The 21,767-nt window shown below is 68.9% G+C and carries 20 protein-coding genes, 1 tRNA gene, 2 rRNA genes and 1 pseudogene; 13 read left to right on the forward strand and 11 right to left on the reverse strand.

All coding sequences use genetic code 11. From position 1 onward, the window contains the following. The first annotated feature begins 54 nt into the window (after positions 1-54). Genes dnaN through pyk form a run of 3 tightly spaced genes read left to right on the forward strand, consistent with a single transcriptional unit; the run spans position 55 to position 3,914 of the window. Entirely contained in the window at positions 55-1,182 is a 1,128-nt protein-coding gene (gene dnaN, locus TTH_RS00005; RefSeq protein ID WP_011227630.1) for a DNA polymerase III subunit beta, read from the forward strand. A gap of 52 nt (positions 1,183-1,234) precedes the next feature. After that, on the forward strand, positions 1,235-2,503 hold the full coding sequence (gene eno / locus TTH_RS00010; RefSeq protein ID WP_011173981.1) for a phosphopyruvate hydratase: 1,269 nt from the start codon (positions 1,235-1,237) through the stop codon (positions 2,501-2,503). After that, on the forward strand, positions 2,490-3,914 hold the full coding sequence (pyk, locus tag TTH_RS00015; protein ID WP_011227631.1) for a pyruvate kinase: 1,425 nt from the start codon (positions 2,490-2,492) through the stop codon (positions 3,912-3,914). The genes eno and pyk overlap by 14 nt, the downstream gene beginning before the upstream one ends. Here the strand turns inward: pyk and TTH_RS00020 are convergent, their stop codons facing one another. Genes TTH_RS00020 through TTH_RS00040 form a run of 5 tightly spaced genes read right to left on the reverse strand, consistent with a single transcriptional unit; the run spans position 3,915 to position 8,699 of the window. Next, positions 3,915-4,895 (reverse strand): hypothetical protein, encoded by a 981-nt coding sequence (locus tag TTH_RS00020; RefSeq protein ID WP_011227632.1) that lies wholly within the window; start codon positions 4,893-4,895, stop codon positions 3,915-3,917. Then, positions 4,892-5,506: an MBL fold metallo-hydrolase gene (locus tag TTH_RS00025; RefSeq protein ID WP_011227633.1), complete on the reverse strand. Its 615-nt coding sequence runs from the start codon at positions 5,504-5,506 to the stop codon at positions 4,892-4,894. The genes TTH_RS00020 and TTH_RS00025 overlap by 4 nt, the downstream gene beginning before the upstream one ends. Beyond that, complete coding sequence (dxs, locus tag TTH_RS00030; protein WP_011227634.1) at positions 5,493-7,340, reverse strand: 1-deoxy-D-xylulose-5-phosphate synthase; 1,848 nt, start codon at positions 7,338-7,340, stop codon at positions 5,493-5,495. Before dxs ends, TTH_RS00025 begins: the two co-directional genes overlap by 14 nt. Before the next feature lie 8 nt (positions 7,341-7,348). After that, positions 7,349-7,993, reverse strand: a complete 645-nt coding sequence (locus TTH_RS00035) for a hypothetical protein (protein WP_011227635.1) — start codon at positions 7,991-7,993, stop codon at positions 7,349-7,351. 43 nt (positions 7,994-8,036) lie between these two features. Beyond that, entirely contained in the window at positions 8,037-8,699 is a 663-nt protein-coding gene (locus tag TTH_RS00040) for a PspA/IM30 family protein (RefSeq protein ID WP_011227636.1), read from the reverse strand. A 322-nt stretch (positions 8,700-9,021) separates the two neighbouring features. On the opposite strand from TTH_RS00040, the pseudogene TTH_RS00045 reads away from it, so the two are divergent. The 5 genes and pseudogenes from TTH_RS00045 to moaA all read left to right on the forward strand — a co-directional run. Continuing rightward, positions 9,022-9,114, forward strand: a pseudogene (locus TTH_RS00045) (IS5/IS1182 family transposase); the annotation flags it as partial. 125 nt (positions 9,115-9,239) lie between these two features. Then, a 23S ribosomal RNA gene (locus tag TTH_RS00050) occupies positions 9,240-12,152 on the forward strand. A gap of 84 nt (positions 12,153-12,236) precedes the next feature. Continuing rightward, positions 12,237-12,353, forward strand: a 5S ribosomal RNA gene (gene rrf, locus TTH_RS00055). A gap of 12 nt (positions 12,354-12,365) precedes the next feature. Beyond that, positions 12,366-12,441: transfer RNA gene (locus TTH_RS00060), tRNA-Gly, on the forward strand. 84 nt (positions 12,442-12,525) lie between these two features. Continuing rightward, positions 12,526-13,503, forward strand: coding sequence for a GTP 3',8-cyclase MoaA (gene moaA, locus TTH_RS00065; RefSeq protein WP_024119789.1), 978 nt, complete (start codon positions 12,526-12,528; stop codon positions 13,501-13,503). On the opposite strand, the gene TTH_RS00070 is transcribed toward moaA, so the two are convergent. Continuing rightward, positions 13,481-14,311: a DMT family transporter gene (locus TTH_RS00070; RefSeq protein WP_011227640.1), complete on the reverse strand. Its 831-nt coding sequence runs from the start codon at positions 14,309-14,311 to the stop codon at positions 13,481-13,483. The genes moaA and TTH_RS00070 overlap by 23 nt on opposite strands. A gap of 17 nt (positions 14,312-14,328) precedes the next feature. Here TTH_RS00070 and TTH_RS00075 point away from each other — a divergent pair, with 17 nt between their 5' ends. Genes TTH_RS00075 through dusA form a run of 5 tightly spaced genes read left to right on the forward strand, consistent with a single transcriptional unit; the run spans position 14,329 to position 18,149 of the window. Next, positions 14,329-15,321: a polyprenyl synthetase family protein gene (locus TTH_RS00075; protein ID WP_011227641.1), complete on the forward strand. Its 993-nt coding sequence runs from the start codon at positions 14,329-14,331 to the stop codon at positions 15,319-15,321. Between the two features lie 7 nt (positions 15,322-15,328). After that, positions 15,329-15,520 (forward strand): hypothetical protein, encoded by a 192-nt coding sequence (locus TTH_RS00080; protein ID WP_008631554.1) that lies wholly within the window; start codon positions 15,329-15,331, stop codon positions 15,518-15,520. After that, on the forward strand, positions 15,508-16,104 hold the full coding sequence (locus TTH_RS00085) for a hypothetical protein (RefSeq protein WP_011174334.1): 597 nt from the start codon (positions 15,508-15,510) through the stop codon (positions 16,102-16,104). Before TTH_RS00080 ends, TTH_RS00085 begins: the two co-directional genes overlap by 13 nt. Position 16,105: 1 nt before the next feature. Continuing rightward, positions 16,106-17,128: a 4-hydroxy-3-methylbut-2-enyl diphosphate reductase gene (gene ispH / locus TTH_RS00090; RefSeq protein ID WP_011227642.1), complete on the forward strand. Its 1,023-nt coding sequence runs from the start codon at positions 16,106-16,108 to the stop codon at positions 17,126-17,128. Next, the gene (dusA, locus tag TTH_RS00095) at positions 17,121-18,149 is read left to right on the forward strand and encodes a tRNA dihydrouridine(20/20a) synthase DusA (RefSeq protein ID WP_011227643.1); all 1,029 of its coding nucleotides are present in this window, start codon (positions 17,121-17,123) and stop codon (positions 18,147-18,149) included. The genes ispH and dusA overlap by 8 nt, the downstream gene beginning before the upstream one ends. Here dusA and TTH_RS00100 read toward each other — a convergent pair. The 5 genes from TTH_RS00100 to TTH_RS00120 are packed head-to-tail and all read right to left on the reverse strand — an operon-like array spanning position 18,045 to position 21,767. Continuing rightward, the gene (locus TTH_RS00100) at positions 18,045-18,677 is read right to left on the reverse strand and encodes a tetratricopeptide repeat protein (protein WP_011227644.1); all 633 of its coding nucleotides are present in this window, start codon (positions 18,675-18,677) and stop codon (positions 18,045-18,047) included. The genes dusA and TTH_RS00100 overlap by 105 nt on opposite strands. 1 nt (position 18,678) lies before the next feature. Beyond that, the gene (locus TTH_RS00105) at positions 18,679-20,001 is read right to left on the reverse strand and encodes a glycogen synthase family protein (RefSeq protein ID WP_011227645.1); all 1,323 of its coding nucleotides are present in this window, start codon (positions 19,999-20,001) and stop codon (positions 18,679-18,681) included. A gap of 1 nt (position 20,002) precedes the next feature. Further along, complete coding sequence (locus TTH_RS00110; RefSeq protein WP_011227646.1) at positions 20,003-20,374, reverse strand: gamma-glutamylcyclotransferase family protein; 372 nt, start codon at positions 20,372-20,374, stop codon at positions 20,003-20,005. A gap of 26 nt (positions 20,375-20,400) precedes the next feature. Beyond that, positions 20,401-21,072, reverse strand: coding sequence for a response regulator transcription factor (locus tag TTH_RS00115; RefSeq protein WP_011227647.1), 672 nt, complete (start codon positions 21,070-21,072; stop codon positions 20,401-20,403). A gap of 8 nt (positions 21,073-21,080) precedes the next feature. Beyond that, positions 21,081-21,767 carry a SagB/ThcOx family dehydrogenase gene (locus TTH_RS00120; protein ID WP_011174327.1) on the reverse strand — a complete coding sequence of 229 codons (687 nt, stop codon included), beginning with the start codon at positions 21,765-21,767 and terminating at the stop codon, positions 21,081-21,083.

Below are 21,767 nucleotides of genomic sequence, written 5' to 3' on the forward strand. Positions count from 1 at the left end.
TTTTAAAAGCTTTAAAAAGAGAGTCGTAATAGCCGTTAAAGGAGGCGTCGGGCAATGAACATAACGGTTCCCAAAAAACTCCTCTCGGACCAGCTTTCCCTCCTGGAGCGCATCGTCCCCTCTAGAAGCGCCAACCCCCTCTACACCTACCTGGGGCTTTACGCCGAGGAAGGGGCCTTGATCCTCTTCGGGACCAACGGGGAGGTGGACCTCGAGGTCCGCCTCCCCGCCGAGGCCCAAAGCCTTCCCCGGGTGCTCGTCCCCGCCCAGCCCTTCTTCCAGCTGGTGCGGAGCCTTCCTGGGGACCTCGTGGCCCTCGGCCTCGCCTCGGAGCCGGGCCAGGGGGGGCAGCTGGAGCTCTCCTCCGGGCGCTTCCGCACCCGGCTCAGCCTGGCCCCTGCCGAGGGCTACCCCGAGCTTCTGGTGCCCGAGGGGGAGGACAAGGGGGCCTTCCCCCTCCGGACGCGGATGCCCTCCGGGGAGCTCGTCAAGGCCTTGACCCACGTGCGCTACGCCGCGAGCAACGAGGAGTACCGGGCCATCTTCCGCGGGGTGCAGCTGGAGTTCTCCCCCCAGGGCTTCCGGGCGGTGGCCTCCGACGGGTACCGCCTCGCCCTCTACGACCTGCCCCTGCCCCAAGGGTTCCAGGCCAAGGCCGTGGTCCCCGCCCGGAGCGTGGACGAGATGGTGCGGGTCCTGAAGGGGGCGGACGGGGCCGAGGCCGACCTCGCCCTGGGCGAGGGGGTGTTGGCCCTGGCCCTCGAGGGCGGAAGCGGGGTCCGGATGGCCCTCCGCCTCATGGAAGGGGAGTTCCCCGACTACCAGAGGGTCATCCCCCAGGAGTTCGCCCTCAAGGTCCAGGTGGAGGGGGAGGCCCTCAGGGAGGCGGTGCGCCGGGTGAGCGTCCTCTCCGACCGGCAGAACCACCGGGTGGACCTCCTTTTGGAGGAAGGCCGGATCCTCCTCTCCGCCGAGGGGGACTACGGCAAGGGGCAGGAGGAGGTGCCCGCCCAGGTGGAGGGGCCGGGCATGGCCGTGGCCTACAACGCCCGCTACCTCCTCGAGGCCCTCGCCCCCGTGGGGGACCGGGCCCACCTGGGCATCTCCGGGCCCACGAGCCCGAGCCTCATCTGGGGGGACGGGGAGGGGTACCGGGCGGTGGTGGTGCCCCTCAGGGTCTAGGGGGTAGTATGGGGTGGGGGAGCGTGAAGCGCTTCCACAAGGGAGGTTGGGCATGACCACCATCGTCGGCGTCCGGGCACGCGAGGTTTTGGATTCCAGGGGCTTTCCCACGGTAGAGGCGGAGGTGGAGCTGGAAGGCGGGGCCAGGGGCCGGGCCATGGTGCCCTCCGGGGCCTCCACCGGAACCCACGAGGCCCTGGAGCTCAGGGACGGCGGCAAGCGCTACCTGGGCAAGGGGGTGCGCCGGGCGGTGGAGAACGTCAACGAGCGCATCGCCCCCGAGCTCGTCGGCATGGACGCCCTGGACCAGGAAGGGGTGGACCGGGCCATGCTGGAGCTGGACGGCACCCCCAACAAGGCCAACCTGGGGGCGAACGCCGTCCTCGCGGTCTCCCTGGCCGTGGCCCGGGCGGCGGCCGAGGCCCTGGGCCTGCCCCTTTACCGCTACCTGGGCGGGGTCCAGGGGGTCACCCTGCCCGTGCCCCTCATGAACGTCATCAACGGGGGGAAGCACGCCGACAACCGGGTGGACTTCCAGGAGTTCATGCTGGTGCCCGCGGGGGCGGGAAGCTTCGCCGAGGCCTTGAGGATCGGGGCCGAGGTCTTCCACACCCTCAAGGCCGTCCTCAAGGAGAAGGGCTACAGCACCAACGTGGGGGACGAGGGGGGCTTCGCCCCCGACCTCAGGAGCAACGAGGAGGCGGTGGAGCTTTTGCTCCTCGCCATTGAGCGGGCGGGGTACACCCCGGGCCAGGAGGTCTCCCTGGCCCTGGACCCGGCCACGAGCGAGCTTTACCGGGACGGGAAGTACCACCTGGAGGGGGAGGGCAAGGTCCTCTCCTCGGAGGAGATGGTGGCCTTCTGGGAGGCCTGGGTGGAGAAGTACCCCATCCGCTCCATTGAGGACGGCCTCGCCGAGGACGACTGGGAGGGGTGGCGGCTTCTCACCGAGCGCCTGGGGGGGAAGGTCCAGCTCGTGGGGGACGACCTCTTCGTCACCAACCCGGAAAGGCTCCGGGCGGGGATTGAGCGGGGGGTGGCCAACGCCATCCTGGTCAAGGTGAACCAGATCGGGACCCTCTCGGAGACCCTCGAGGCCATCCGCCTGGCCCAGCGCTCGGGGTACAGGGCGGTGATCAGCCACCGCTCCGGGGAGACGGAGGACAGCTTCATCGCCGACCTCGCCGTGGCGGTGAACGCCGGACAGATCAAGACCGGTTCCCTTTCCCGCTCCGACCGGCTGGCCAAGTACAACCAGCTCCTGCGCATTGAGGAGGAGCTGGGCCGGGCCGCGAGGTTTTTGGGGTATGCCGCCTTTTAAGCGCACCAAGATCGTGGCCACCCTGGGGCCGGCCACGGACGACAAGGAGGTGATCCGCGCCCTGGCGGAGGCCGGGGCCGACGTCTTCCGCCTGAACTTCAGCCACGGCGCCCCCGAGGACCACAGGCGCCGGGTGGGCTGGGTGCGGGAGGTGGCGGAGGAGCTCGGCCGAACCCTGGCCGTCCTCCAGGACCTCCAGGGCCCGAAGATCCGTGTGGGCCGTTTCCGGGAGGGCCAGGTTCTCCTCCGCCCGGGGCAGAGGTTCGTCCTCACCGCCGAGCCCGTGGAGGGGGACGAGCACCGCGTTTCCGTGAGCTACAAGGGGCTTCCCGAGGACGTTTCCCCGGGGCAGATCCTCCTTCTGGACGACGGCCGCATCCGGCTCAAGGTCCTGGAGGTCCGGAGCCCGGAGATCCTCACGGAGGTGGAGGTGGGCGGGGTCCTCTCCAACAACAAGGGGATCAACATCCCTGGGGCGGACCTCTCCATCCCCGCCCTCTCGGAGAAGGATATCCAGGACCTGGCCCTGGGGGCGGAGCTCGGGGTGGACTGGGTGGCGGTCTCCTTCGTCCGCACGCGGGACGACCTCCTCCTCGCCCGGCACTACCTCTCCCGCTACGGCTCCAAGGCCAGGCTCATGGCCAAGATCGAGAAGCCCTCGGCCGTGGCCCGGTTTGAGGAGATCCTGGAGGAGGCGGACGGGATCATGGTGGCCCGGGGGGACCTCGGGGTGGAGATGCCCCTGGAGGAGGTGCCCATCGTCCAGAAGCGCCTCATCCTCCGGTGCATCGCCGCCGGGAAGCCGGTGATCACCGCCACCCAGATGCTGGAGTCCATGGTGCAGAACCCGAGCCCCACCCGGGCCGAGGCCTCGGACGTGGCCAACGCCATCTTTGACGGGACCGACGCGGTGATGCTCTCCGCGGAGACGGCGGCCGGGGCCTACCCGGTGGAGGCGGTGGCCATGATGGCGAGGATCGCCAAGGCGGTGGAGTCTTCCCCGGAGTTCTTGCAGAAGCTCAACGTCCTCCGCCCCGCCCCCACCCCCACCACCCAGGACGCCATCGCCCAGGCGGCGGACGACGTGGTGGAGGCGGTGGGGGCCCGGGCCATCGTGGTCTTCACGGCCACGGGCGGCTCGGCGCGGAGGATCGCCCGCACCCGGCCCCAGGTGCCCATCCTGGCCCTCACCCCGAACCCCGAGGTGCGGAACCAGCTGGCCTTGGTCTGGGGGGTCTACCCCCATCTCGCCCCCGACCCCCAGGACACCGACGACATGGTCCGCATCGCCCTCAGGGAGGTGAAGGCCCTGGGGCTCGCCCAGGTGGGGGACCGGGTGGTCATCGCCGCCGGGGTTCCCTTCGGGGTCCGGGGGACGACGAACCTCATCCGCGTGGAGCGGGTGGGGTAGCTACCGGGGCAGGGTGAGCCGGTAGCGGAAAGAGCGGGCCTCCATGGGGTCCAGGACCGCCTCGAGGCGGTACCCCTCCGGCAGGAGGACCGCGCCGGGGAAGTCCAGCCGGAAGCCCGGGGGAAAGGTTTCGGCGAGGAGCAGGCGGACGGGGTAGGGGTAAGGGTTTTCCAGGCGGGTCTCCACGCGGTAAGTGGCCTCCTTCTCCCCCTGGGAGAGGAGGGCCACCTCGCGGACGAGGCGCGCCCTGAGGTCCTGGCCCAGCCATGCCTCCGCCACCCCGCCCTCGGGCGTGGCGGGGAGGAGGGCCTGGCCCAGGAAGCGCCCTTCCTCCACCCCTTCCAGGGGCCCTGGGGCCAGGGGGAAGGGGGCCAGGAAGCGGAGGCCCCGCTCCAAGGGGAGCACTCCCTGGGTGCGGAAGGGGCCTTGGTAGCGGAGAAGCCTTTCCGGCTCCACCGCCTGCCGCAGGAAGGGAAGCTCGGTGGTGCCGGGGAAGAGGGTCCTTGGGGGAAGCTCGTAGCGGAAAAGGCCGAAGGGGCTTCCCGGGGTCCCCTCCAGGGCGCGGAGGGCGGCCTGGGGGAGGACCTTGGCCCGCACCTCCCCGGCGAAGAGGGTGAGCCTTTCCGCCCTCAGGGCCTCCCCTTCCAGCTTGAGGCGGGCCCAGGCGGTGAGGGTGGTTCCGTCCAGGGTGTAGAAGACCTCCCCGGAAAGCCCCGTGTAGAGGTAGCGGAGCGTCGCCTTCCCCTCCCCCCGGTAGCGGAAGAGCACGGCGCTTCCCTGGAAGACCCTTTCCGTCTCCTCCACCCCCAGAAGGCGCAGGGAGCCGGGGAGGATGCGGCCGAGCTTCTCCCCGGCCAGGTAGACCCAGGCCGCGGGGGGGAGGTCCACGGGCTCCTTGACCTCGGCGAAGCCGGGGTAGACCGCCACCTCCTGGGCCAGGGCGGAAAGGCCCAGGGCGAGGAGGGCGAGGCGTTTTCTCATACCCCCAGTCTACGGGCGATCGCGGCCACCTCCTCCCCGCTCAAAGGCCCCCCGTGGCCCAGGTAGACCCGCTTTACCCCAAGCTCCAGGATCTTGCGCACCGTCCTTCGCGCCAGGGCGTGGTCCTCGTTGATGAACCTCGGGGGAAGGCCCCTTCCCCTGAGGGCGTCCCCGGCCAGGAGGACGCCTTCCCGGAAAAGCCCCACCTGGCCCAGGGTGTGCCCCGGGAGGTGGACCACCCGGAAGCCGAAGACCTCCATCCCCTCCTCCGCGGGGGCGAGGGCCTCCTCCGGGATCGCCGGCCCCCAATTGGCGAGCGCCTTCCCCAAGAGGGGGAGGGGAAGGGGCGGGCGGGGCTTCCTTTTGGTGAGGTAGGCCCACTCCTGGGGGTGGGCGAGGACCGGTACCCGAAACCTTTCCCAAAGGGCCCGGGCCCCCCCGGCGTGGTCCAGGTGGTGGTGGGTGAGGAAGAGGAGCCTGGGGGGCTCTTGGAGGAGGGAGAGGAGCCTTCGTGCCTCCCAGGGAAGCCCGGCGTCCACCAGGAAGTACCCCCCTTCCACGGGGACGCGGTAGAGGTTGGCGGCGAAGCGCAGGACCTCAGGCCCGTTCATGCACCAAGGCCACCCCCATCGCCGCCAGGGCCTTCCGGATCCCCTCGGCGTCAATGCCCGCCTGGCGGTGGAGGCTCGGGATCGCCCCGTGCTCAAAGAAGCGGTCGGGAAGGCCGAGGATCTGGACCTCGGGCTTCAGGCCCATCTCGTTCAGGGCCTCGAGGACCGCGCTCCCAAACCCGCCCATCTTCTGGTGGTCCTCCACGGTGAGGAGCTTGTAGCGGGAGAGCTCCCTCAGCATCTCCCGGTCCAGGGGCTTGAGGAAGCGGGCGTTCACCACCCCCACCCTGGGGTCGTCCCCGGCGGCCTCGAGGGCGTACCTCAGGGTCTTGCCGAAGGCCAGGATGTAGGCCTCCGTGCCCTCCTTCAGCACCTCCCACTTGCCCCAGGCGATCTCCGGCCAGACGCCCTCGGGGGCCCGCTCCACGTTGTCCCGGGGGTAGCGGATGGCCACGGGGCCCCCCACCTCCAGGGCCTTTTTCAGCATGGCCCGAAGCTCCAGGGCGTCCTTGGGGGCGGCGATCTGGAGGTTGGGGACGGTGCGGAGATAGGCGATGTCAAAGACCCCGTGGTGGGTGGCCCCGTCGGCCCCCACGATCCCCGCCCGGTCAATGGCGAAGACCACGGGGAGGTTCTCAATGGCCACGTCGTGGATCACCTGGTCGTAGGCCCTCTGGAGGAAGGTGGAGTAGATGGCCACGATGGGCTTCATCCCCCGTAGCGCAAGCCCCGCCGCCGTGGTCACCGCCACGTCCTCGCAGATCCCCACGTCCAGGTAGCGCTCCGGGTGCTCCAAGGAGTAGCGCACGAGCCCCGAGCCTTCCCGCATGGCCGGGGTGAGGACGAAGAGCCTGGGCTCCATGTGGGCGAGCTCGGTGACGGCGTCCCCAAAGGCCTGGCTCCAGGTGTACCCCTTGGACACCTTCTCCGGCTTCTTGGGGTCAAAGCCTGGGGGGCCGTGCCAGTAGATGGGGTCGGCCTCGGCCACCTTGTACCCCTTGCCCTTCTTCGTGACCACGTGGAGGAGGGTGGGGCCGTCCAGGGCCTTGAGGTGCTCCAGGATGTGGACGAGCCCCTTGAGGTCGTGGCCGTCCACCGGGCCCACGTAGCGGATCCCCCAGGCGTAGAAGGGGTTTTCCTGGTGCAAAAGGAACTTCGCCGCCTCCTTGGCCCGGTCCACGAGGCCGAAAAGCTGGGGGGAGATGCGTTCCAGGATGTTCTTCCCCAGCTTCTCCGCGTCCTGGACCCACTTCCTGATCTGAAGCTCCTTGAAGTACTTGTTGAGGGCCCCCACGTTCTCGGAGATGCTCATCTCGTTGTCGTTGAGGACGATGAGCATCCTCTTCTGGAGCTCCCCGATCTTGTTGAGGGCGGCGAGGGCCATCCCCCCCGTCAAGGCCCCGTCCCCGATCACCGCCACCACGTGGTAGTCCTCCCCCATGAGGTCCCGGGCGAGGACCATCCCCAAGGCGTTGGCGAGGGAGGTGGAGGCGTGGCCCGCGGTGATGGCGTCGTGGGGGGACTCGGAGACCTTGGTGAACCCGGAGATCCCCCCTTCCTTCCGCAGGGTGTGGAACCGGTCCTTGCGCCCCGTGACGAGCTTGTGGGCGTAGGCCTGGTGCCCCACGTCAAAGAGGATCCGGTCCCTGGGGGAGTCAAAGACCCGGTGCAGGGCGAGGACGAGTTCCACCGCCCCCAGGGAGCTCGCCAAGTGCCCGCCGTTTTGCGCCGTGACCCGGATGATCTCGCTCCGGATCTCCTCGGCCAGGAGGAGAAGTTCCTCCAGGCTCAGGCGCTTCAGGTCCTCGGGGCTGTTCACCTTGTCCAAGATCATGGCGCACCTCACCGGAAGTTGCGGTCCGTAAGAAGCCTCCCCTCTCGGGTCCGGACCTCCCCCACCTTGGGGGCGAACCAGACCTCGTAGAGGGCCTCGCCCTTTTCGTCCCGGTAGCGTTGCCGGATGCGGAAGACGCGGAACACCCCTGCGGGCACCCGCACCTCCTTCTCCTCCAGGACCTCAAAGGTGTAGGCGAGCCGCCCCGAGGCCAAAGGCCTTTCCCCCTGGGGGGTGAGGAGGGTGGCCCTGACCTCGCTTTCCCCGCCCCAGCGGTAGCCCACGGCGAGGAGCCCCTCCGGGGGGTACTCGGGGATGGGCGGAGCGAAGACCACCCGGGCCGAGGGGTCCTCAAAGCCGAAAAGGCGCACGCCGAAGGGCCCCACCCCTCGGTAGTAGACCCGGTTCTCCCCCCGGCCGAAGCTCCGGAACCTCAAGACCTCCTCCCCCTGGAACACGGCGGGGCCCTCCACCCGGACCCGGTAGGGGGGGTTGGAGAGGGGCTCGCCTTCCGGGAGGTAGCTCCACTCCAGCCCGGTGGCCGCGGGGTAAAACGCCTCCACCCGAAGCTCGGGCCGCACCTCCGGGGCCTGGGTGACCTGGGGGGCGCAGGCGGCGACGAGAAGGGCGAGGGCCATAAGGTACCGCTTCATCCTAGGGAAGTTTACTCCCTGGGTCTTGGGTCTGGGCCACGGTCTACGCCTGTCCGAGCTCCCGCTTCAGACGAAGGAGGTCTTCCTCCACCTCCTTTTCGGCGGAAAGGGCCTGGAACTCCTTCTCCAGGTCGGCCTGGTCCAGGGTCTCGAGGGCCTGGTGCCGGTCCTCCATGGCCAGGATCCTCGCCTCCATCTCCTCAAAGGCCTCCAGGGCCGGGTGCTGGTCCAGGCGCGACTCCATCCGCCGTACCGTTTCGGCGGCCTCCACCCCCTTCTTCCGGGCGAGGAGGAGTTTTTTGCGGGCCTCGGCCTCGTCGATTTTGGCCTCGAGGGCCTTGAGCTGGGTCATGAGGCGTTCGGTGAGGGCCTTGTGCTCGGAAAGCTGCGCTTTGAAGCCCTCCGCCAGGTCCAAGGCCCGCTTCTTCCGCCTTAGCGCCTCCCGGGCGAGGTCCTCGCGGCCCGCCTTCAGGGCCTCCCTGGCCTTCTCCTCCCAGAGGGCCGCTTCCCGCTCGTGGCTCTCCACTTCCCGCTCCAGGCGCTTTTGCTCCGCCAGGGCCTCCGCCACCTGCTCCCGGGCCTCCCGGAGGGCCTGCTTCATGTCCAAAAGGGCCTGCTCAATGATCTTCTCCGGGTCTTCCGCTCGGCGCAAAAGGTCGTTGAGGTTGGCGCGGACGAGCCGGCTTAGCCGATCCCAAAGGGTCATGGGAACCTCCTTCGCCCCGAAGTATACCCCTTGGGAGACCCGGGGGGATGTGGGCTTGCCTTGCAAAGGTCGGGATGACGGGCGTATACTCGCGCCCCGATGGGTAAGCGCGGCTTCGTTCGCAGGGAGGCAAGCCCCAAGGAGGTCCTGGAACACTGCCTGCGCCTGGCCCGGGAGGTGGCCCCACCCACCCCAAGGGCAAGCGGGGCCGCCCCTGGCGCCACGACTACGCCCGCAAGGCGTTCTCCTGACGGGGAAAGAGTTATCTAGCCACCTTCCTCCCACCTTCCTCAAGTGGAGGTGCGGCCGGTGATCTGGCTTCGTGGCGCGGGCGCTTTTGGAGCTCATCGCCTACGGCCTTAGGGTTCTTCTCTCCCTTCTCCCGCCCCCTCCGGGGCACAAGGCGATTTACTAGGCAAGCCCGGGGGATGTTGACAAGGGAAAGCCGGGGTGCTAACTTAGGGATTGCGCTGCCCTGAGGGGGGTAGCGGGGGATCTTGAAAGCTGGGGTGGATGAAGGGCTTTGAGGGTCCTTTGAGGGGTCAAGATGGTAAGGGCCCACGGTGGATGCCTCGGCACCCGAGCCGATGAAGGACGTGGCTACCTGCGATAAGCCAGGGGGAGCCGGTAGCGGGCGTGGATCCCTGGATGTCCGAATGGGGGAACCCGGCCGGCGGGAACGCCGGTCACCGCGCTTTTGCGCGGGGGGAACCTGGGGAACTGAAACATCTCAGTACCCAGAGGAGAGGAAAGAGAAATCGACTCCCTGAGTAGCGGCGAGCGAAAGGGGACCAGCCTAAACCGTCCGGCTTGTCCGGGCGGGGTCGTGGGGCCCTCGGACACCGAATCCCCAGCCTAGCCGAAGCTGTTGGGAAGCAGCGCCAGAGAGGGTGAAAGCCCCGTAGGCGAAAGGTGGGGGGATAGGTGAGGGTACCCGAGTACCCCGTGGTTCGTGGAGCCATGGGGGAATCTGGGCGGACCACCGCCTAAGGCTAAGTACTCCGGGTGACCGATAGCGCACCAGTACCGTGAGGGAAAGGTGAAAAGAACCCCGGGAGGGGAGTGAAATAGAGCCTGAAACCGTGGGCTTACAAGCAGTCACGGCCCCGCAAGGGGTTGTGGCGTGCCTATTGAAGCATGAGCCGGCGACTCACGGTCGTGGGCGAGCTTAAGCCGTTGAGGCGGAGGCGTAGGGAAACCGAGTCCGAACAGGGCGCAAGCGGGCCGCACGCGGCCCGCAAAGTCCGCGGCCGTGGACCCGAAACCGGGCGAGCTAGCCCTGGCCAGGGTGAAGCTGGGGTGAGACCCAGTGGAGGCCCGAACCGGTGGGGGATGCAAACCCCTCGGATGAGCTGGGGCTAGGAGTGAAAAGCTAACCGAGCCCGGAGATAGCTGGTTCTCCCCGAAATGACTTTAGGGTCAGCCTCAGGCGCTGACTGGGGCCTGTAGAGCACTGATAGGGCTAGGGGGCCCACCAGCCTACCAAACCCTGTCAAACTCCGAAGGGTCCCAGGTGGAGCCTGGGAGTGAGGGCGCGAGCGATAACGTCCGCGTCCGAGCGCGGGAACAACCGAGACCGCCAGCTAAGGCCCCCAAGTCTGGGCTAAGTGGTAAAGGATGTGGCGCCGCGAAGACAGCCAGGAGGTTGGCTTAGAAGCAGCCATCCTTTAAAGAGTGCGTAATAGCTCACTGGTCGAGTGGCGCCGCGCCGAAAATGATCGGGGCTTAAGCCCAGCGCCGAAGCTGCGGGTCTGGGGGATGACCCCAGGCGGTAGGGGAGCGTTCCCGATGCCGATGAAGGCCGACCCGCGAGGGCGGCTGGAGGTAAGGGAAGTGCGAATGCCGGCATGAGTAACGATAAAGAGGGTGAGAATCCCTCTCGCCGTAAGCCCAAGGGTTCCTACGCAATGGTCGTCAGCGTAGGGTTAGGCGGGACCTAAGGTGAAGCCGAAAGGCGTAGCCGAAGGGCAGCCGGTTAATATTCCGGCCCTTCCCGCAGGTGCGATGGGGGGACGCTCTAGGCTAGGGGGACCGGAGCCATGGACGAGCCCGGCCAGAAGCGCAGGGTGGGAGGTAGGCAAATCCGCCTCCCAACAAGCTCTGCGTGGTGGGGAAGCCCGTACGGGTGACAACCCCCCGAAGCCAGGGAGCCAAGAAAAGCCTCTAAGCACAACCTGCGGGAACCCGTACCGCAAACCGACACAGGTGGGCGGGTGCAAGAGCACTCAGGCGCGCGGGAGAACCCTCGCCAAGGAACTCTGCAAGTTGGCCCCGTAACTTCGGGAGAAGGGGTGCTCCCTGGGGTGATGAGCCCCGGGGAGCCGCAGTGAACAGGCTCTGGCGACTGTTTACCAAAAACACAGCTCTCTGCGAACTCGTAAGAGGAGGTATAGGGAGCGACGCTTGCCCGGTGCCGGAAGGTCAAGGGGAGGGGTGCAAGCCCCGAACCGAAGCCCCGGTGAACGGCGGCCGTAACTATAACGGTCCTAAGGTAGCGAAATTCCTTGTCGGGTAAGTTCCGACCTGCACGAAAAGCGTAACGACCGGAGCGCTGTCTCGGCGAGGGACCCGGTGAAATTGAACTGGCCGTGAAGATGCGGCCTACCCGTGGCAGGACGAAAAGACCCCGTGGAGCTTTACTGCAGCCTGGTGTTGGCTCTTGGTCGCGCCTGCGTAGGATAGGTGGGAGCCTGTGAACCCCCGCCTCCGGGTGGGGGGGAGGCGCCGGTGAAATACCACCCTGGCGCGGCTGGGGGCCTAACCCTCGGATGGGGGGACAGCGCTTGGCGGGCAGTTTGACTGGGGCGGTCGCCTCCTAAAAGGTAACGGAGGCGCCCAAAGGTCCCCTCAGGCGGGACGGAAATCCGCCGGAGAGCGCAAGGGTAGAAGGGGGCCTGACTGCGAGGCCTGCAAGCCGAGCAGGGGCGAAAGCCGGGCCTAGTGAACCGGTGGTCCCGTGTGGAAGGGCCATCGATCAACGGATAAAAGTTACCCCGGGGATAACAGGCTGATCTCCCCCGAGCGTCCACAGCGGCGGGGAGGTTTGGCACCTCGATGTCGGCTCGTCGCATCCTGGGGCTGAAGAAGGTCCCAAGGGTTGGGCTGTTCGCCCATTAAAGCGGCACGCGAGCTGGGTTCAGAACGTCGTGAGACAGTTCGGTCTCTATCCGCCACGGGCGCAGGAGGCTTGAGGGGGGCTCTTCCTAGTACGAGAGGACCGGAAGGGACGCACCTCTGGTTTCCCAGCTGTCCCTCCAGGGGCATAAGCTGGGTAGCCATGTGCGGAAGGGATAACCGCTGAAAGCATCTAAGCGGGAAGCCCGCCCCAAGATGAGGCCTCCCACGGCGTCAAGCCGGTAAGGACCCGGGAAGACCACCCGGTGGATGGGCCGGGGGTGTAAGCGCCGCGAGGCGTTGAGCCGACCGGTCCCAATCGTCCGAGGTCTTGACCCCTCCATCCGCACTCATCCCATCCCACCCCAGCTGCCCCCTACCCCCCCGCAGCGCGGGATTTTGAAAACCCAAAACACCAGAATCCCCCGTGCCCATAGCGGCGTGGAACCACCCGTTCCCATTCCGAACACGGAAGTGAAACGCGCCAGCGCCGATGGTACTGGGCGGGCGACCGCCTGGGAGAGTAGGTCGGTGCGGGGGATTTTCCCTTTCGCGGGAGTAGCTCAGTCGGTAGAGCACGACCTTGCCAAGGTCGGGGTCGCGGGTTCAAGTCCCGTCTCCCGCTCCAATACCCAAACCCCCCAGGACAAAAACCTGGGGGGTTTTGCTTTGCCCCCCGGTGGTATTAAGATGGGCAGCAAAGGGGGATAAGGTGAAGCTTCTAGACAACTACGGGCGCGTGATCAAGGACCTCCGCATCTCCGTCACCCCCCGGTGCAACCTCCACTGCCTCTACTGCCATCCCCTGGGCCTGGAGATGCGGGAGCCCCCGGGTACCCTCACCGTGGAGGAGGTGGACCGCTTCCTCGAGGCCGCCTCCCTCCTCGGCCTCTCCTCCGTGCGCTTCACCGGGGGCGAGCCCCTGGTGCGCAAGGAGCTTCCCGAGATGATCGCCCGGGCCCGGGCGAAGGAGGGGGTGGAGGACGTGGCCATCACGACCAACGGCCTCCTCTTCGCCAGGCGGGCAAAGGAGCTCGTGGAGGCGGGGCTCAACCGGGTGAACATCTCCTTAGACGCCCTCACCCCCGAGGTCTTCGCCCGCATCACCCGGGGGGGGAAGGTGGAGCGGGTCCTCGAGGCCATAGAGAAGGCCCTAGAGCTCGGCCTCCACCCGGTGAAGCTCAACGCCGTGGTGATCCGGGGGATGAACGAGGAGGAGGTGGTGCCCCTAGCGGGGCTTTCCCTGGACCGCCCCCTCCACGTGCGCTTCATTGAGTACATGCACCTGGACAACTCCGACCCCGAGGCCTACCGCCGCCGCTTCGTCCCCGGAAAAGAGACCCGGGCCCGGATTGAGGCGGTCTACGGCCCCCTGGAGCCCGTCCCCCACGACCCCACCTCCCCGGCCCGGGTCTTCAAGATCCCCGGGGCCCAGGGCACGGTGGGCTTCATCAACCCGGTGACGGAGCCTTTTTGCACCCACTGCTCCAGGCTCCGCCTCACCTCGGACAAGAAGCTCAGGCCCTGCCTGCTTACGGACCTGGAGATGGACATCGCCTGGGCCTTCGCCGCCCCCGAGCCCGTGGAGGCCCTGGTGGACGCCATCCTCATCGCCACGAACCGTAAACCCGCCTTCGGCAACACCCTTCCCACCCTGCGCAAGCGGGTCATGCTGGGGATCGGCGGATAGCGAGGAGGGTCGCGAGAAGCACCAGGAGGGCCCCGAGGAGCCCGGAAGGGCTTAGGCGCTCCCCCAAGGCGAGGTAGGCGAAGAAGGCGGCCCAGACGGGCTCCAGGGTGTAGAGGATGGCCGCCTGGGGTGCGGGGACGTGCCTCTGCCCCCAGGTCTGGAGCCAGGTGGTGAGGGCGGTGGCCACCACGCCCAGGTAGAGGACCGCCCCCCAGGCCACCGGCCCCCAGGCCTCTCCCTCGGCCAGGACCCAAGGGAGGGCGAAAAGCGCCGTGCCCAAGACCTGGACGGCGGTGAGGGGGAGGGAGGGGAAGGCCCGGGCGTGGACCTCGAGGCGGACGATGTAGAGGGCGTAGGCCAAGGCGGTGAGGAAGGTCCAGAGGTCCCCCACGTTGAAGGGCGGCTGGTAGGGGTCGTAGGATAGGAGGCCCACCCCGGCCAAGGCCAGAAAGGCCGCGAGGAAGGCCGGGCCCACCTCCCTGCCGGCAAGCCTCAGGAGGAGGGGGACGAGGACCACGCTCAGGGCGGTGATGAAGGCGCTCCGGCTCGCCGAGGTGTGGGCGAGCCCCAGGGTCTGGCTGGCGTAGCCCACGAAGAGCCAGAAGGCGAGCTCCATCCCCGGCCCAAAGGCCCCCGCAGGCAGGCGGAAGAGCCAAGGGAGGAAAAAGAGGGCGGCCACCCCGAAGCGCAGGAGGATGAGGAGGCTCGGGGCCATCCCCTCCACCGCCCCCTTCACCACCACGAAGGTGGTGCCCCAGATGAGGGTGAGGAGGTTCAGGGCGAGAAGGCCCAGGACGTAGCCACGCATGGCCTAAAGTGTAAGGCATGGTGCCCGCGCCCGAGGCCATCCGGCAGGCCCTCCAAGAAAGGCTCCTCGCCCGCCTGGACCACCCCGACCCCCTTTACCGGGACCTCCTCCAGGACTACCCGAGGCGGGGGGGAAAGATGCTCCGGGGCCTTCTCACCGTGTACAGCGCCCTGGCCCACGGGGCGCCCTTGGAAGCGGGCCTCGAGGCCGCGACCGCCCTGGAGCTCTTCCAGAACTGGGTCCTGGTCCACGACGACATTGAGGACGGCTCCGAGGAGCGCCGGGGCCGGCCCGCCCTCCACCGCCTCCACCCCATGCCCCTGGCCCTGAACGCGGGGGACGCCATGCACGCCGAGATGTGGGGCCTCCTCGCGGAAGGCCTCGCCCGGGGGCTTTTCCCCCCGGAGGTCCTCTTGGAGTTCCACGAGGTGGTGCGCCGCACCGCCTACGGCCAGCACCTGGACCTCCTCTGGACCCTCGGCGGGACCTTTGACCTGAGGCCGGAGGACTACTTCCGCATGGTGGCCCACAAGGCCGCCTACTACACCGCCGTGGCCCCCCTGCGCCTCGGGGCCCTTCTCGCCGGGAAGACCCCGCCCGCCGCCTACGAGGAGGGGGGGCTTAGGCTGGGGACGGCCTTCCAGATCGTGGACGACGTCTTGAACCTGGAAGGGGGGGAGGCCTACGGGAAGGAGCGGGCCGGGGACCTCTACGAGGGCAAGCGCACCCTGATCCTCCTCCGCTTCCTGGAGGAGGCCCCGCCCGAGGAAAGAGCCCGGGCCCTCGCCCTCCTCGCCCTGCCCCGGGAGGCGAAGCCCGAGGCGGAGGTAGGTTGGCTTCTGGAAAGGCTCCTCGCCTCGAGGGCCCTGGCCTGGGCCAAGGCGGAGGCCAAGCGCCTCCAGGCCGAGGGCCTCGCCCTCCTGGAGGCCGCCTTCCAGGACCTCCCGGGGAAGGAGGCCCTGGACCACCTCCGCGGCCTCCTCGCCGCTTTGGTGGAGCGCAGGGCATAATGGGGCCATGCAGGGGGTGCGCTTCCGGGTCATCACCGCCAACGACCCCGACATCCTCCAAGAGCGCCTGAACCGCTTCGTGGAGGGCCTTCCCGAGGACGTGGTCCTCGTGGACGTGAAGTTCGCCGTGGCCGAAGGCCCCTCTCCCCTCTTCGCCGTCCTGGTGCAGTACAAGGAAGTGGAGGCGTGGAAGGAGTAGAGGCCTTCCTCTTCTTCCTCGCCCTCCGGGGCGAAGCCAAGCGGGAGGAGGTGCGGGCCCGCTTTCCCCGGCTCGTCCCCCTCCTCAAGGCCCTGGGAGAGGCGGTGGAGGTCCAGGGCGAAACCTTTAGGCTCGCCAAGCCCCTCCGCCTCTCCTGGTTCGCCCCCCTCTTCCGGGCCCGGTACTCCCCCCTCCTCCCCGAGGAGGAGCGGGCCCTCGCCTTGGAGCGGCTCGTGGAGGCCGCCTTCCGCTCGGCGGAGGCGGGGGAGCCTTTGGTGGACGGGGAGGGGCTCCTCAAGGCGGCCCGTCTCTTCCAGGCGGGAAGCCAGGCCCTCCTCAAGGGGGACCACCGGGAGGCCCTCCACCGCCTTGGGGAGGCCCTGGGCCTCCTGGAGAAGGAAGGCCTCCCCTTCCCCGCCGCCGCCCTCGCCCTCCTCGCCCAGGCCCAGGAGGGCTTCCGCCCCGGGGGCAAGGGGAAGGCCACGGCGCGGAAGGCCCTCAGGCGGGCCCAGACCCCCTTCGTCCGGGAGGTGGCGGAAAGGATCCTCTCCCCCGCCACAGACCCCGAGGCCCCGGGCCCGTAGAATGGGGGGGATGTCGGGGCTTCGGCGGGTCTACCTGGCCCGGCCCCGGGGCTTCTGCGCCGGGGTGGTGATGGCCATTGAGGCGGTGGAGCGGTGGGCGGAGGCCCTAAAGGAAAAGGGAGAGCTCGTGGTCTACCACGAGATCGTCCACAACCGGGTGGTGGTGGAGCGCCTCCAGGCCAAGGGGGTCCACTTCGTGGAGGACCTCGCCGAGGTGGAGAGGCTGAGGCGGGAAAGGCGCCTCGCGGACACCGTGGTCTTCTCGGCCCACGGCCACCCGCCCGCCGTCCGCAGGCAGGCGGCGGAGATGGGCCTCACCGTCCTGGACGCCACCTGCCCCCTGGTGACCAAGGTGCACACCGAGGCGAAACGCTACGCCAAGGAGGGGTACTGGATCCTCCTCATCGGGGACTCCGCCGACCACCAGGAGATCAAGGGCACCTACGGGGAGGCCCCGGAGAGGACCATCCTGGTGGCGGTGCACACCCACGTGGGCAAGGACCCCCGCCTGGCCGACCCCCGCACCGTGGAGGTGCCGGACCCCGAGCGGGTGGTGGTCCTCACCCAGACCACCTTGAGCGTGGACGACACCCTGGCCACCATCGCCATCCTCAAAAAGCGCTTCCCCAAGCTGGTGGTCCCCTCCCGCAAGGACCTCTGCTACGCCACCCAGAACCGCCAGGAGGCGGTGAAGCGGATCGCCCCCAAGGTGGAGGCCTTCCTAGTCCTCACGAGCCCCCACTCCTCCAACGGGATGCGCCTTTTGGAGCTGGCCCAAAGCCTGGTGGGCCGGGCCTACCGGCTGGAGCGCCCGGAGGAGCTTAGGCCCGAGTGGCTGGAGGGGGTGGAAAGCCTGGGGATCACCTCCGCCGCCAGCACCCCCGAGGACCTGGTGCAGGGGGTGGTGGACCGCCTCAAGGCCCAAAACCCGGGGCTGGAGGTGGTGGAAGAAGGGGCGTGGGAGACGATCGCCTTCCGCGAGCCCAAGCCCCTCTCCCCCGAGGAGGTCCTGAAGGGTGCTTGACCCGAGGCTTTCCGTGGCCCCCATGGTGGACCGCACCGACCGGCACTTCCGCTTTCTGGTGCGGCAGGTGAGCCTGGGGGTGAGGCTCTACACGGAGATGACCGTGGACCAGGCGGTGCTGAGGGGAAACCGGGAGCGCCTCCTCGCCTTCCGGCCCGAGGAGCACCCCATCGCCCTCCAGCTTGCGGGTTCCGACCCAAAGAGCCTGGCGGAGGCGGCGAGGATCGGCGAGGCCTTCGGCTATGACGAGATCAACCTCAACCTGGGCTGCCCCTCGGAGAAGGCCCAGGAAGGGGGATACGGGGCCTGCCTCCTCTTGGACCTCGCGCGGGTGCGAGAGATCCTGAAGGCCATGGGGGAGGCCGTCCGCGTCCCCGTGACGGTGAAGATGCGCCTGGGCCTCGAGGGGAAGGAGACCTACCGGGGGCTTGCCCAAAGCGTGGAGGCCATGGCGGAGGCGGGGGTCAAGGTCTTCGTGGTCCACGCGAGGAGCGCCCTCCTCGCCCTCTCCACAAAGGCGAACCGCGAGATCCCCCCCTTGCGCCACGACTGGGTCCACCGGCTCAAAGGGGACTTTCCCCAGCTCACCTTCGTCACCAACGGGGGGATAAGGAGCCTGGAGGAGGCCCTCTTCCACCTGAAGCGGGTGGACGGGGTGATGCTGGGGCGGGCGGTCTACGAGGACCCCTTCGTCCTGGAGGAGGCGGACCGGAGGGTCTTTGGCCTTCCCCGCCGTCCAAGCCGCCTCGAGGTGGCCCGGAGGATGCGGGCCTACCTGGAGGAGGAGGTCCTAAAGGGCACGCCCCCTTGGGCGGTCCTGAGGCACATGCTCAACCTCTTCCGGGGAAGGCCCAAGGGGAGGCTCTGGCGGAGGCTTTTGAGCGAGGGCCGCTCCCTTCAGGCCCTGGACCGGGCCCTACGGCTTATGGAGGAAGAGGTAGGCGAGGAGGGCGAAAAGGAGAAGCCAGGCCCAAGGGGGCAGAGGGAAGCGGCGCCTGGGCCTGCCCGTGAGGGGGTCTAAGGAGGGGGGTGGGGCCATCTTCAGGCGGGTCGCCCGCTTCATGTGGGCCACCATCTTGTCCAGGTCCCCCTTCCGCTTGTAGAGGGCGGCCAGGTTCTCGTGGAGGAGGGGGTCCTCGGGGGCGAGCTTGAGGGCCTCTTGGTAGAGGGCCAAGGCCTCCTCCAGCTCCCCCCGCTCCAGGTGGAGGGTCCCGAGGTTGGTGAGGGCCCGGTGGTGCGCGGGGTCCAAGGCGAGAGCCCTTTTGAAGTGCGCCTCCGCCTCCTCCCGCCGCCCCTCCCGCACCGCCTTCACCCCCAGGACCACCTCCTTCTCGGCGGCGAAGAAGGGGTCGTCCAGGGCCTCGGGGTCCTCCTCCAGAAGGGAAAGCCCCCGAAGAAGCCGCTCCCTCTCCCCCTCGGGGAAGCCCTCGGCGTAGGCCCGCGCCCCGGCGTAGTCCTTGCGCCGGAGGAGCCTGAGGAAGTGGAGGAGGGCTTGGGCCTTGGGATCGCCGGAAAGGGCCTCCGCCTCGAGGTCCTTCACGCCCTCCATCCTAGCCCAAGGCCTCCCGGTACACCTCCCGGTAGGCCCGCGCCGGCCCCTCCCAGGAGAAGTCCTTCTCCATGGCCCTAAGGCCCATCTCCTCCGCCCCTAGGCGGAAGAGGCGGAGCACGCCGTAAAGAAGCCCCTCGGGGTGGTAGGTCTCAAAAAGGACCCCGCCCCTCCCGTCCTCCACGGTGTCCTTGAGCCCCCCCACCGCCCGGGCCACGGGAGGGGTGCCGTAGCGGCTCGCGATCATCTGCACCAGGCCGCAGGGCTCAAAGCGGCTCGGGACCAAGACCGCCTCCGCCCCGGCGTAGGCCAGGCGGGCCATGGCCTCGTCGTAGGCGGGGAGGAAGCGTACCCCTTCGGGGTTTTCCTCCTCCGCCCGGAGGAACGCCTCCTGAAGCCCCCCGTCCCCCACGCCCTGGACGTAGAGGCGAAAGCCCATCTCCAGGAGGCGGGGGAGGGCTTTTAGGACAAGGTCCAGACCCTTTTGGTAATCCAGGCGGCCCACGTAGGCGAGGACGGGGGGCCTAAGCCCCGTCCTCTCCCGGAAGGCCTCCTTGGCCCGGGCCTTCCCCGAGGGGTCCTCCCGGGTGTAGGGGGCGGGGAGGTAGGGGTCTTTGCCGGGGTCAAAGACCTCCGTGTCCAGGCCGTTCAGGATGCCCCTAAGCTTCCCGGCGTGCCTCCTCAAGACCCCGTCCAGGCCCATGCCGAACTCGGGGGTCTGGATCTCCTCGGCGTAGGAGGGGCTCACCGTGGTGACCCGGCGGGCGAAGACGATCCCCCCCTTCATCAGGTTCACCCGGCCGTAGAACTCCAGGGCCTCCATGTGGAAGAGGCTCCAGGGAAGCCCGGTCCAGGAAAAGAAGAGCCCCGGGTCCACGAGGCCCTGGTGGGCCAGGTTGTGGATGGTGTAGACCGTGGGGGCGTAGAGGGCGAGGAGGGCCGCCGTCCAGTCGTGGGCGTGGACCAGGTCGTACCCCCTCGCCACCTCCTTGGCCGCCAGGGCGAAGCGGAGGTAGCGCTCGGCGTCGTCGGGGTAGCCGTAGACCCGCTCCCGCCCAAACCCCTCCACCCCGAGGAGGAGAAACCGCACCCCGCCCTCCACCCGCTCCCCCAAGGGGGCCCTCTCCTCCCGCCCGAAGAAGGCAAAGGCCACCTCCCCCACCCGCCTGGCCTCTAGCCCCCCGTGCCAGGGGAGGAGGACATGGGCCTCCACCCCCAAAGGCCTCAGGGCCTTGGGGAGGGCCCCCACCACGTCGGCAAGCCCTCCCACCTTGGCCAGGGGGTAGGCCTCGGGGGCCACGTGGAGCACGCGCATAACGCCCATGCTACCCCTTCCAGACCCCCTGGGGAAGGGGCAGGGCCCCCTCGAGGCCCCCGAGGTAGAGGTAGGCCCAGGCCTCCAGGGGGCCTTCCTCCGTTTCCACCCGCACCCGCACCCGCTTGTACTCCTCCCCCTCCTCCTCCAAGGCGTCCAGAAGGGAAAGGGCCTCGGGCCGGAGGAAGAGCACCTCCCCAAAGACCCTCCCCTCCCCCGGCACCATGCCCGGGTAGGCGTAAGGGCGGTGGGGGCCCCAGGGCAGGTGGTAGAGGCGAAACCCCTCCACGAAGCCGGGAAGAACCCGGTGGAGGTAGGGAGCCACGAGGCCGTGGTTCCTCTCCCCCCGCTTCAGGGTCCCGTAGACGAAGACGGCCTCCATCCAAGCGCCCTGCCAAGGCGGGGTTCTCAATCCCCGAGGAAGCGGTACCCCAACCCCACCACCGTCTCAATGAAGCGGGGAGCCTCGGGGTCGTCCCTGAGCTTCTTGCGGAGGAGGCGCACGTAGGCGTCCACCACCCGCTCCGAGCCCTCAAACTCCGGGCCCCAGACCCGCTCCAGGAGCTCTCCCCGGGTGAAGACCCGGCCCGGGGCCTGGGCGAAGACCAAAAGGAGGTTCATCTCCGTGGGGGAAAGCCGGAGGGGCTCCCCTTCCAGGTAGGCCCGCCGCCCCCCCAGGTCCACCTCCAAGGGCCCGAAGCGCCTCCTCCCCTCCTTCCCCGCCCGGCGCAGGAGGGCCTTGATGCGGGCGAGGAGCTCCCTCAGGGAAAAGGGCTTCCCCAGGTAGTCGTCCGCCCCCTCCAGAAGCCCCTCCACCCGGCTCTCCTCGTCGGCGCGCCCCGTGAGGAGGAGGACGGGAAGGAGGGGGTCCAAGGAGCGGAGCCCCTTCAAGACCTCCAACCCCTCCATATCCGGCAGGCCCCGGTCCAGGACCACCACGTCCGCCCCCTCCTCCCCTACCCGCTCTAGAGCCTCCCTTCCGAAGCGGACCCAGGCCACGGCGAACCCCTCCCGTTCCAGGAAGCGGCGCACCAGCTCCCCCACCTGGGAGTCGTCCTCCACGAGCAACACGCGGGCCATACCACCTCCTACCGCCCCAGGACCACCACGACCCCAGGATACTCCCCCTCGGGAAGGCCCAGAAGCCGGGCCACCCCCTCGTCGTGGAAGGTCTCCGCCGGGTAGGCGGCCAGCCCCTGGCCCACGGCGGCGAGGAGGACGAGGCCTGCGGCGTAGCCCGCCTCCAGGAGGGCGTAGCGGTACCCCCTGAGGCCGAAGAGGGCCTCGCTCCGCTCGGGCAGGAGGGTGAGGACGAGGAGGACGGCCGCCCGGTCCAGGGCCACCCCCATCAGGGCCTCGGCCCAGGCGGCCTCCTCCACCTTGCTGGCGATCTGGAAGAGCTGGTGCTCCCGGGGGAAGTAGTGGTAGACCCCGGGGAAGACCCCCTCCACCCGGCGCACCACCAGGTAGGCCTCGAGGGGGTAGGCCTCCCCCGCCGAGGGAAAGCCCCGCCGCCCCTCCCGCTCCGCCAAAGGGTAGAGGACCTGGGAGAGGTCCTTCAGGGTGAGGGAGGCCCCCACCTCGGGGAGGAGGGGCCTGAGGTGGGCCATGGCCCGGAAGAGGGGGGGTCCCCCGTCCTGGCGGAAGGGGGGCAGGGCCTGGGTCTCCAGGGGGTTGGCGTAGACCTTGGCCTTGGGCCCCCGCTTGAGGGGCAGGGCGTCCCCGGGGGCCAGGCGGCTTAGGCGGTAAAAGAGCTTACCGGGATGCTTCTCCAT

It is taken from the genome of Thermus thermophilus HB8, assembly GCF_000091545.1.
GTDB lineage: Bacteria > Deinococcota > Deinococci > Deinococcales > Thermaceae > Thermus > Thermus thermophilus.

Coding starts and splice junctions, on each gene's coding strand:
- dnaN (WP_011227630.1), top strand. CDS start 55: ATGAACATAACGGTTCCCAAAAAACTCCTCTCGGACCAGCTTTCCCTC.
- eno (WP_011173981.1), top strand. CDS start 1,235: ATGACCACCATCGTCGGCGTCCGGGCACGCGAGGTTTTGGATTCCAGG.
- pyk (WP_011227631.1), top strand. CDS start 2,490: ATGCCGCCTTTTAAGCGCACCAAGATCGTGGCCACCCTGGGGCCGGCC.
- TTH_RS00020 (WP_011227632.1), bottom strand. CDS start 4,895: ATGAGAAAACGCCTCGCCCTCCTCGCCCTGGGCCTTTCCGCCCTGGCC.
- TTH_RS00025 (WP_011227633.1), bottom strand. CDS start 5,506: ATGAACGGGCCTGAGGTCCTGCGCTTCGCCGCCAACCTCTACCGCGTC.
- dxs (WP_011227634.1), bottom strand. CDS start 7,340: ATGATCTTGGACAAGGTGAACAGCCCCGAGGACCTGAAGCGCCTGAGC.
- TTH_RS00035 (WP_011227635.1), bottom strand. CDS start 7,993: ATGAAGCGGTACCTTATGGCCCTCGCCCTTCTCGTCGCCGCCTGCGCC.
- TTH_RS00040 (WP_011227636.1), bottom strand. CDS start 8,699: ATGACCCTTTGGGATCGGCTAAGCCGGCTCGTCCGCGCCAACCTCAAC.
- TTH_RS00070 (WP_011227640.1), bottom strand. CDS start 14,311: ATGCGTGGCTACGTCCTGGGCCTTCTCGCCCTGAACCTCCTCACCCTC.
- TTH_RS00075 (WP_011227641.1), top strand. CDS start 14,329: ATGGTGCCCGCGCCCGAGGCCATCCGGCAGGCCCTCCAAGAAAGGCTC.
- TTH_RS00080 (WP_008631554.1), top strand. CDS start 15,329: ATGCAGGGGGTGCGCTTCCGGGTCATCACCGCCAACGACCCCGACATC.
- ispH (WP_011227642.1), top strand. CDS start 16,106: ATGGGGGGGATGTCGGGGCTTCGGCGGGTCTACCTGGCCCGGCCCCGG.
- TTH_RS00100 (WP_011227644.1), bottom strand. CDS start 18,677: ATGGAGGGCGTGAAGGACCTCGAGGCGGAGGCCCTTTCCGGCGATCCC.
- TTH_RS00105 (WP_011227645.1), bottom strand. CDS start 20,001: ATGGGCGTTATGCGCGTGCTCCACGTGGCCCCCGAGGCCTACCCCCTG.
- TTH_RS00110 (WP_011227646.1), bottom strand. CDS start 20,374: ATGGAGGCCGTCTTCGTCTACGGGACCCTGAAGCGGGGGGAGAGGAAC.
- TTH_RS00115 (WP_011227647.1), bottom strand. CDS start 21,072: ATGGCCCGCGTGTTGCTCGTGGAGGACGACTCCCAGGTGGGGGAGCTG.
- TTH_RS00120 (WP_011174327.1), bottom strand. CDS start 21,767: ATGGAGAAGCATCCCGGTAAGCTCTTTTACCGCCTAAGCCGCCTGGCC.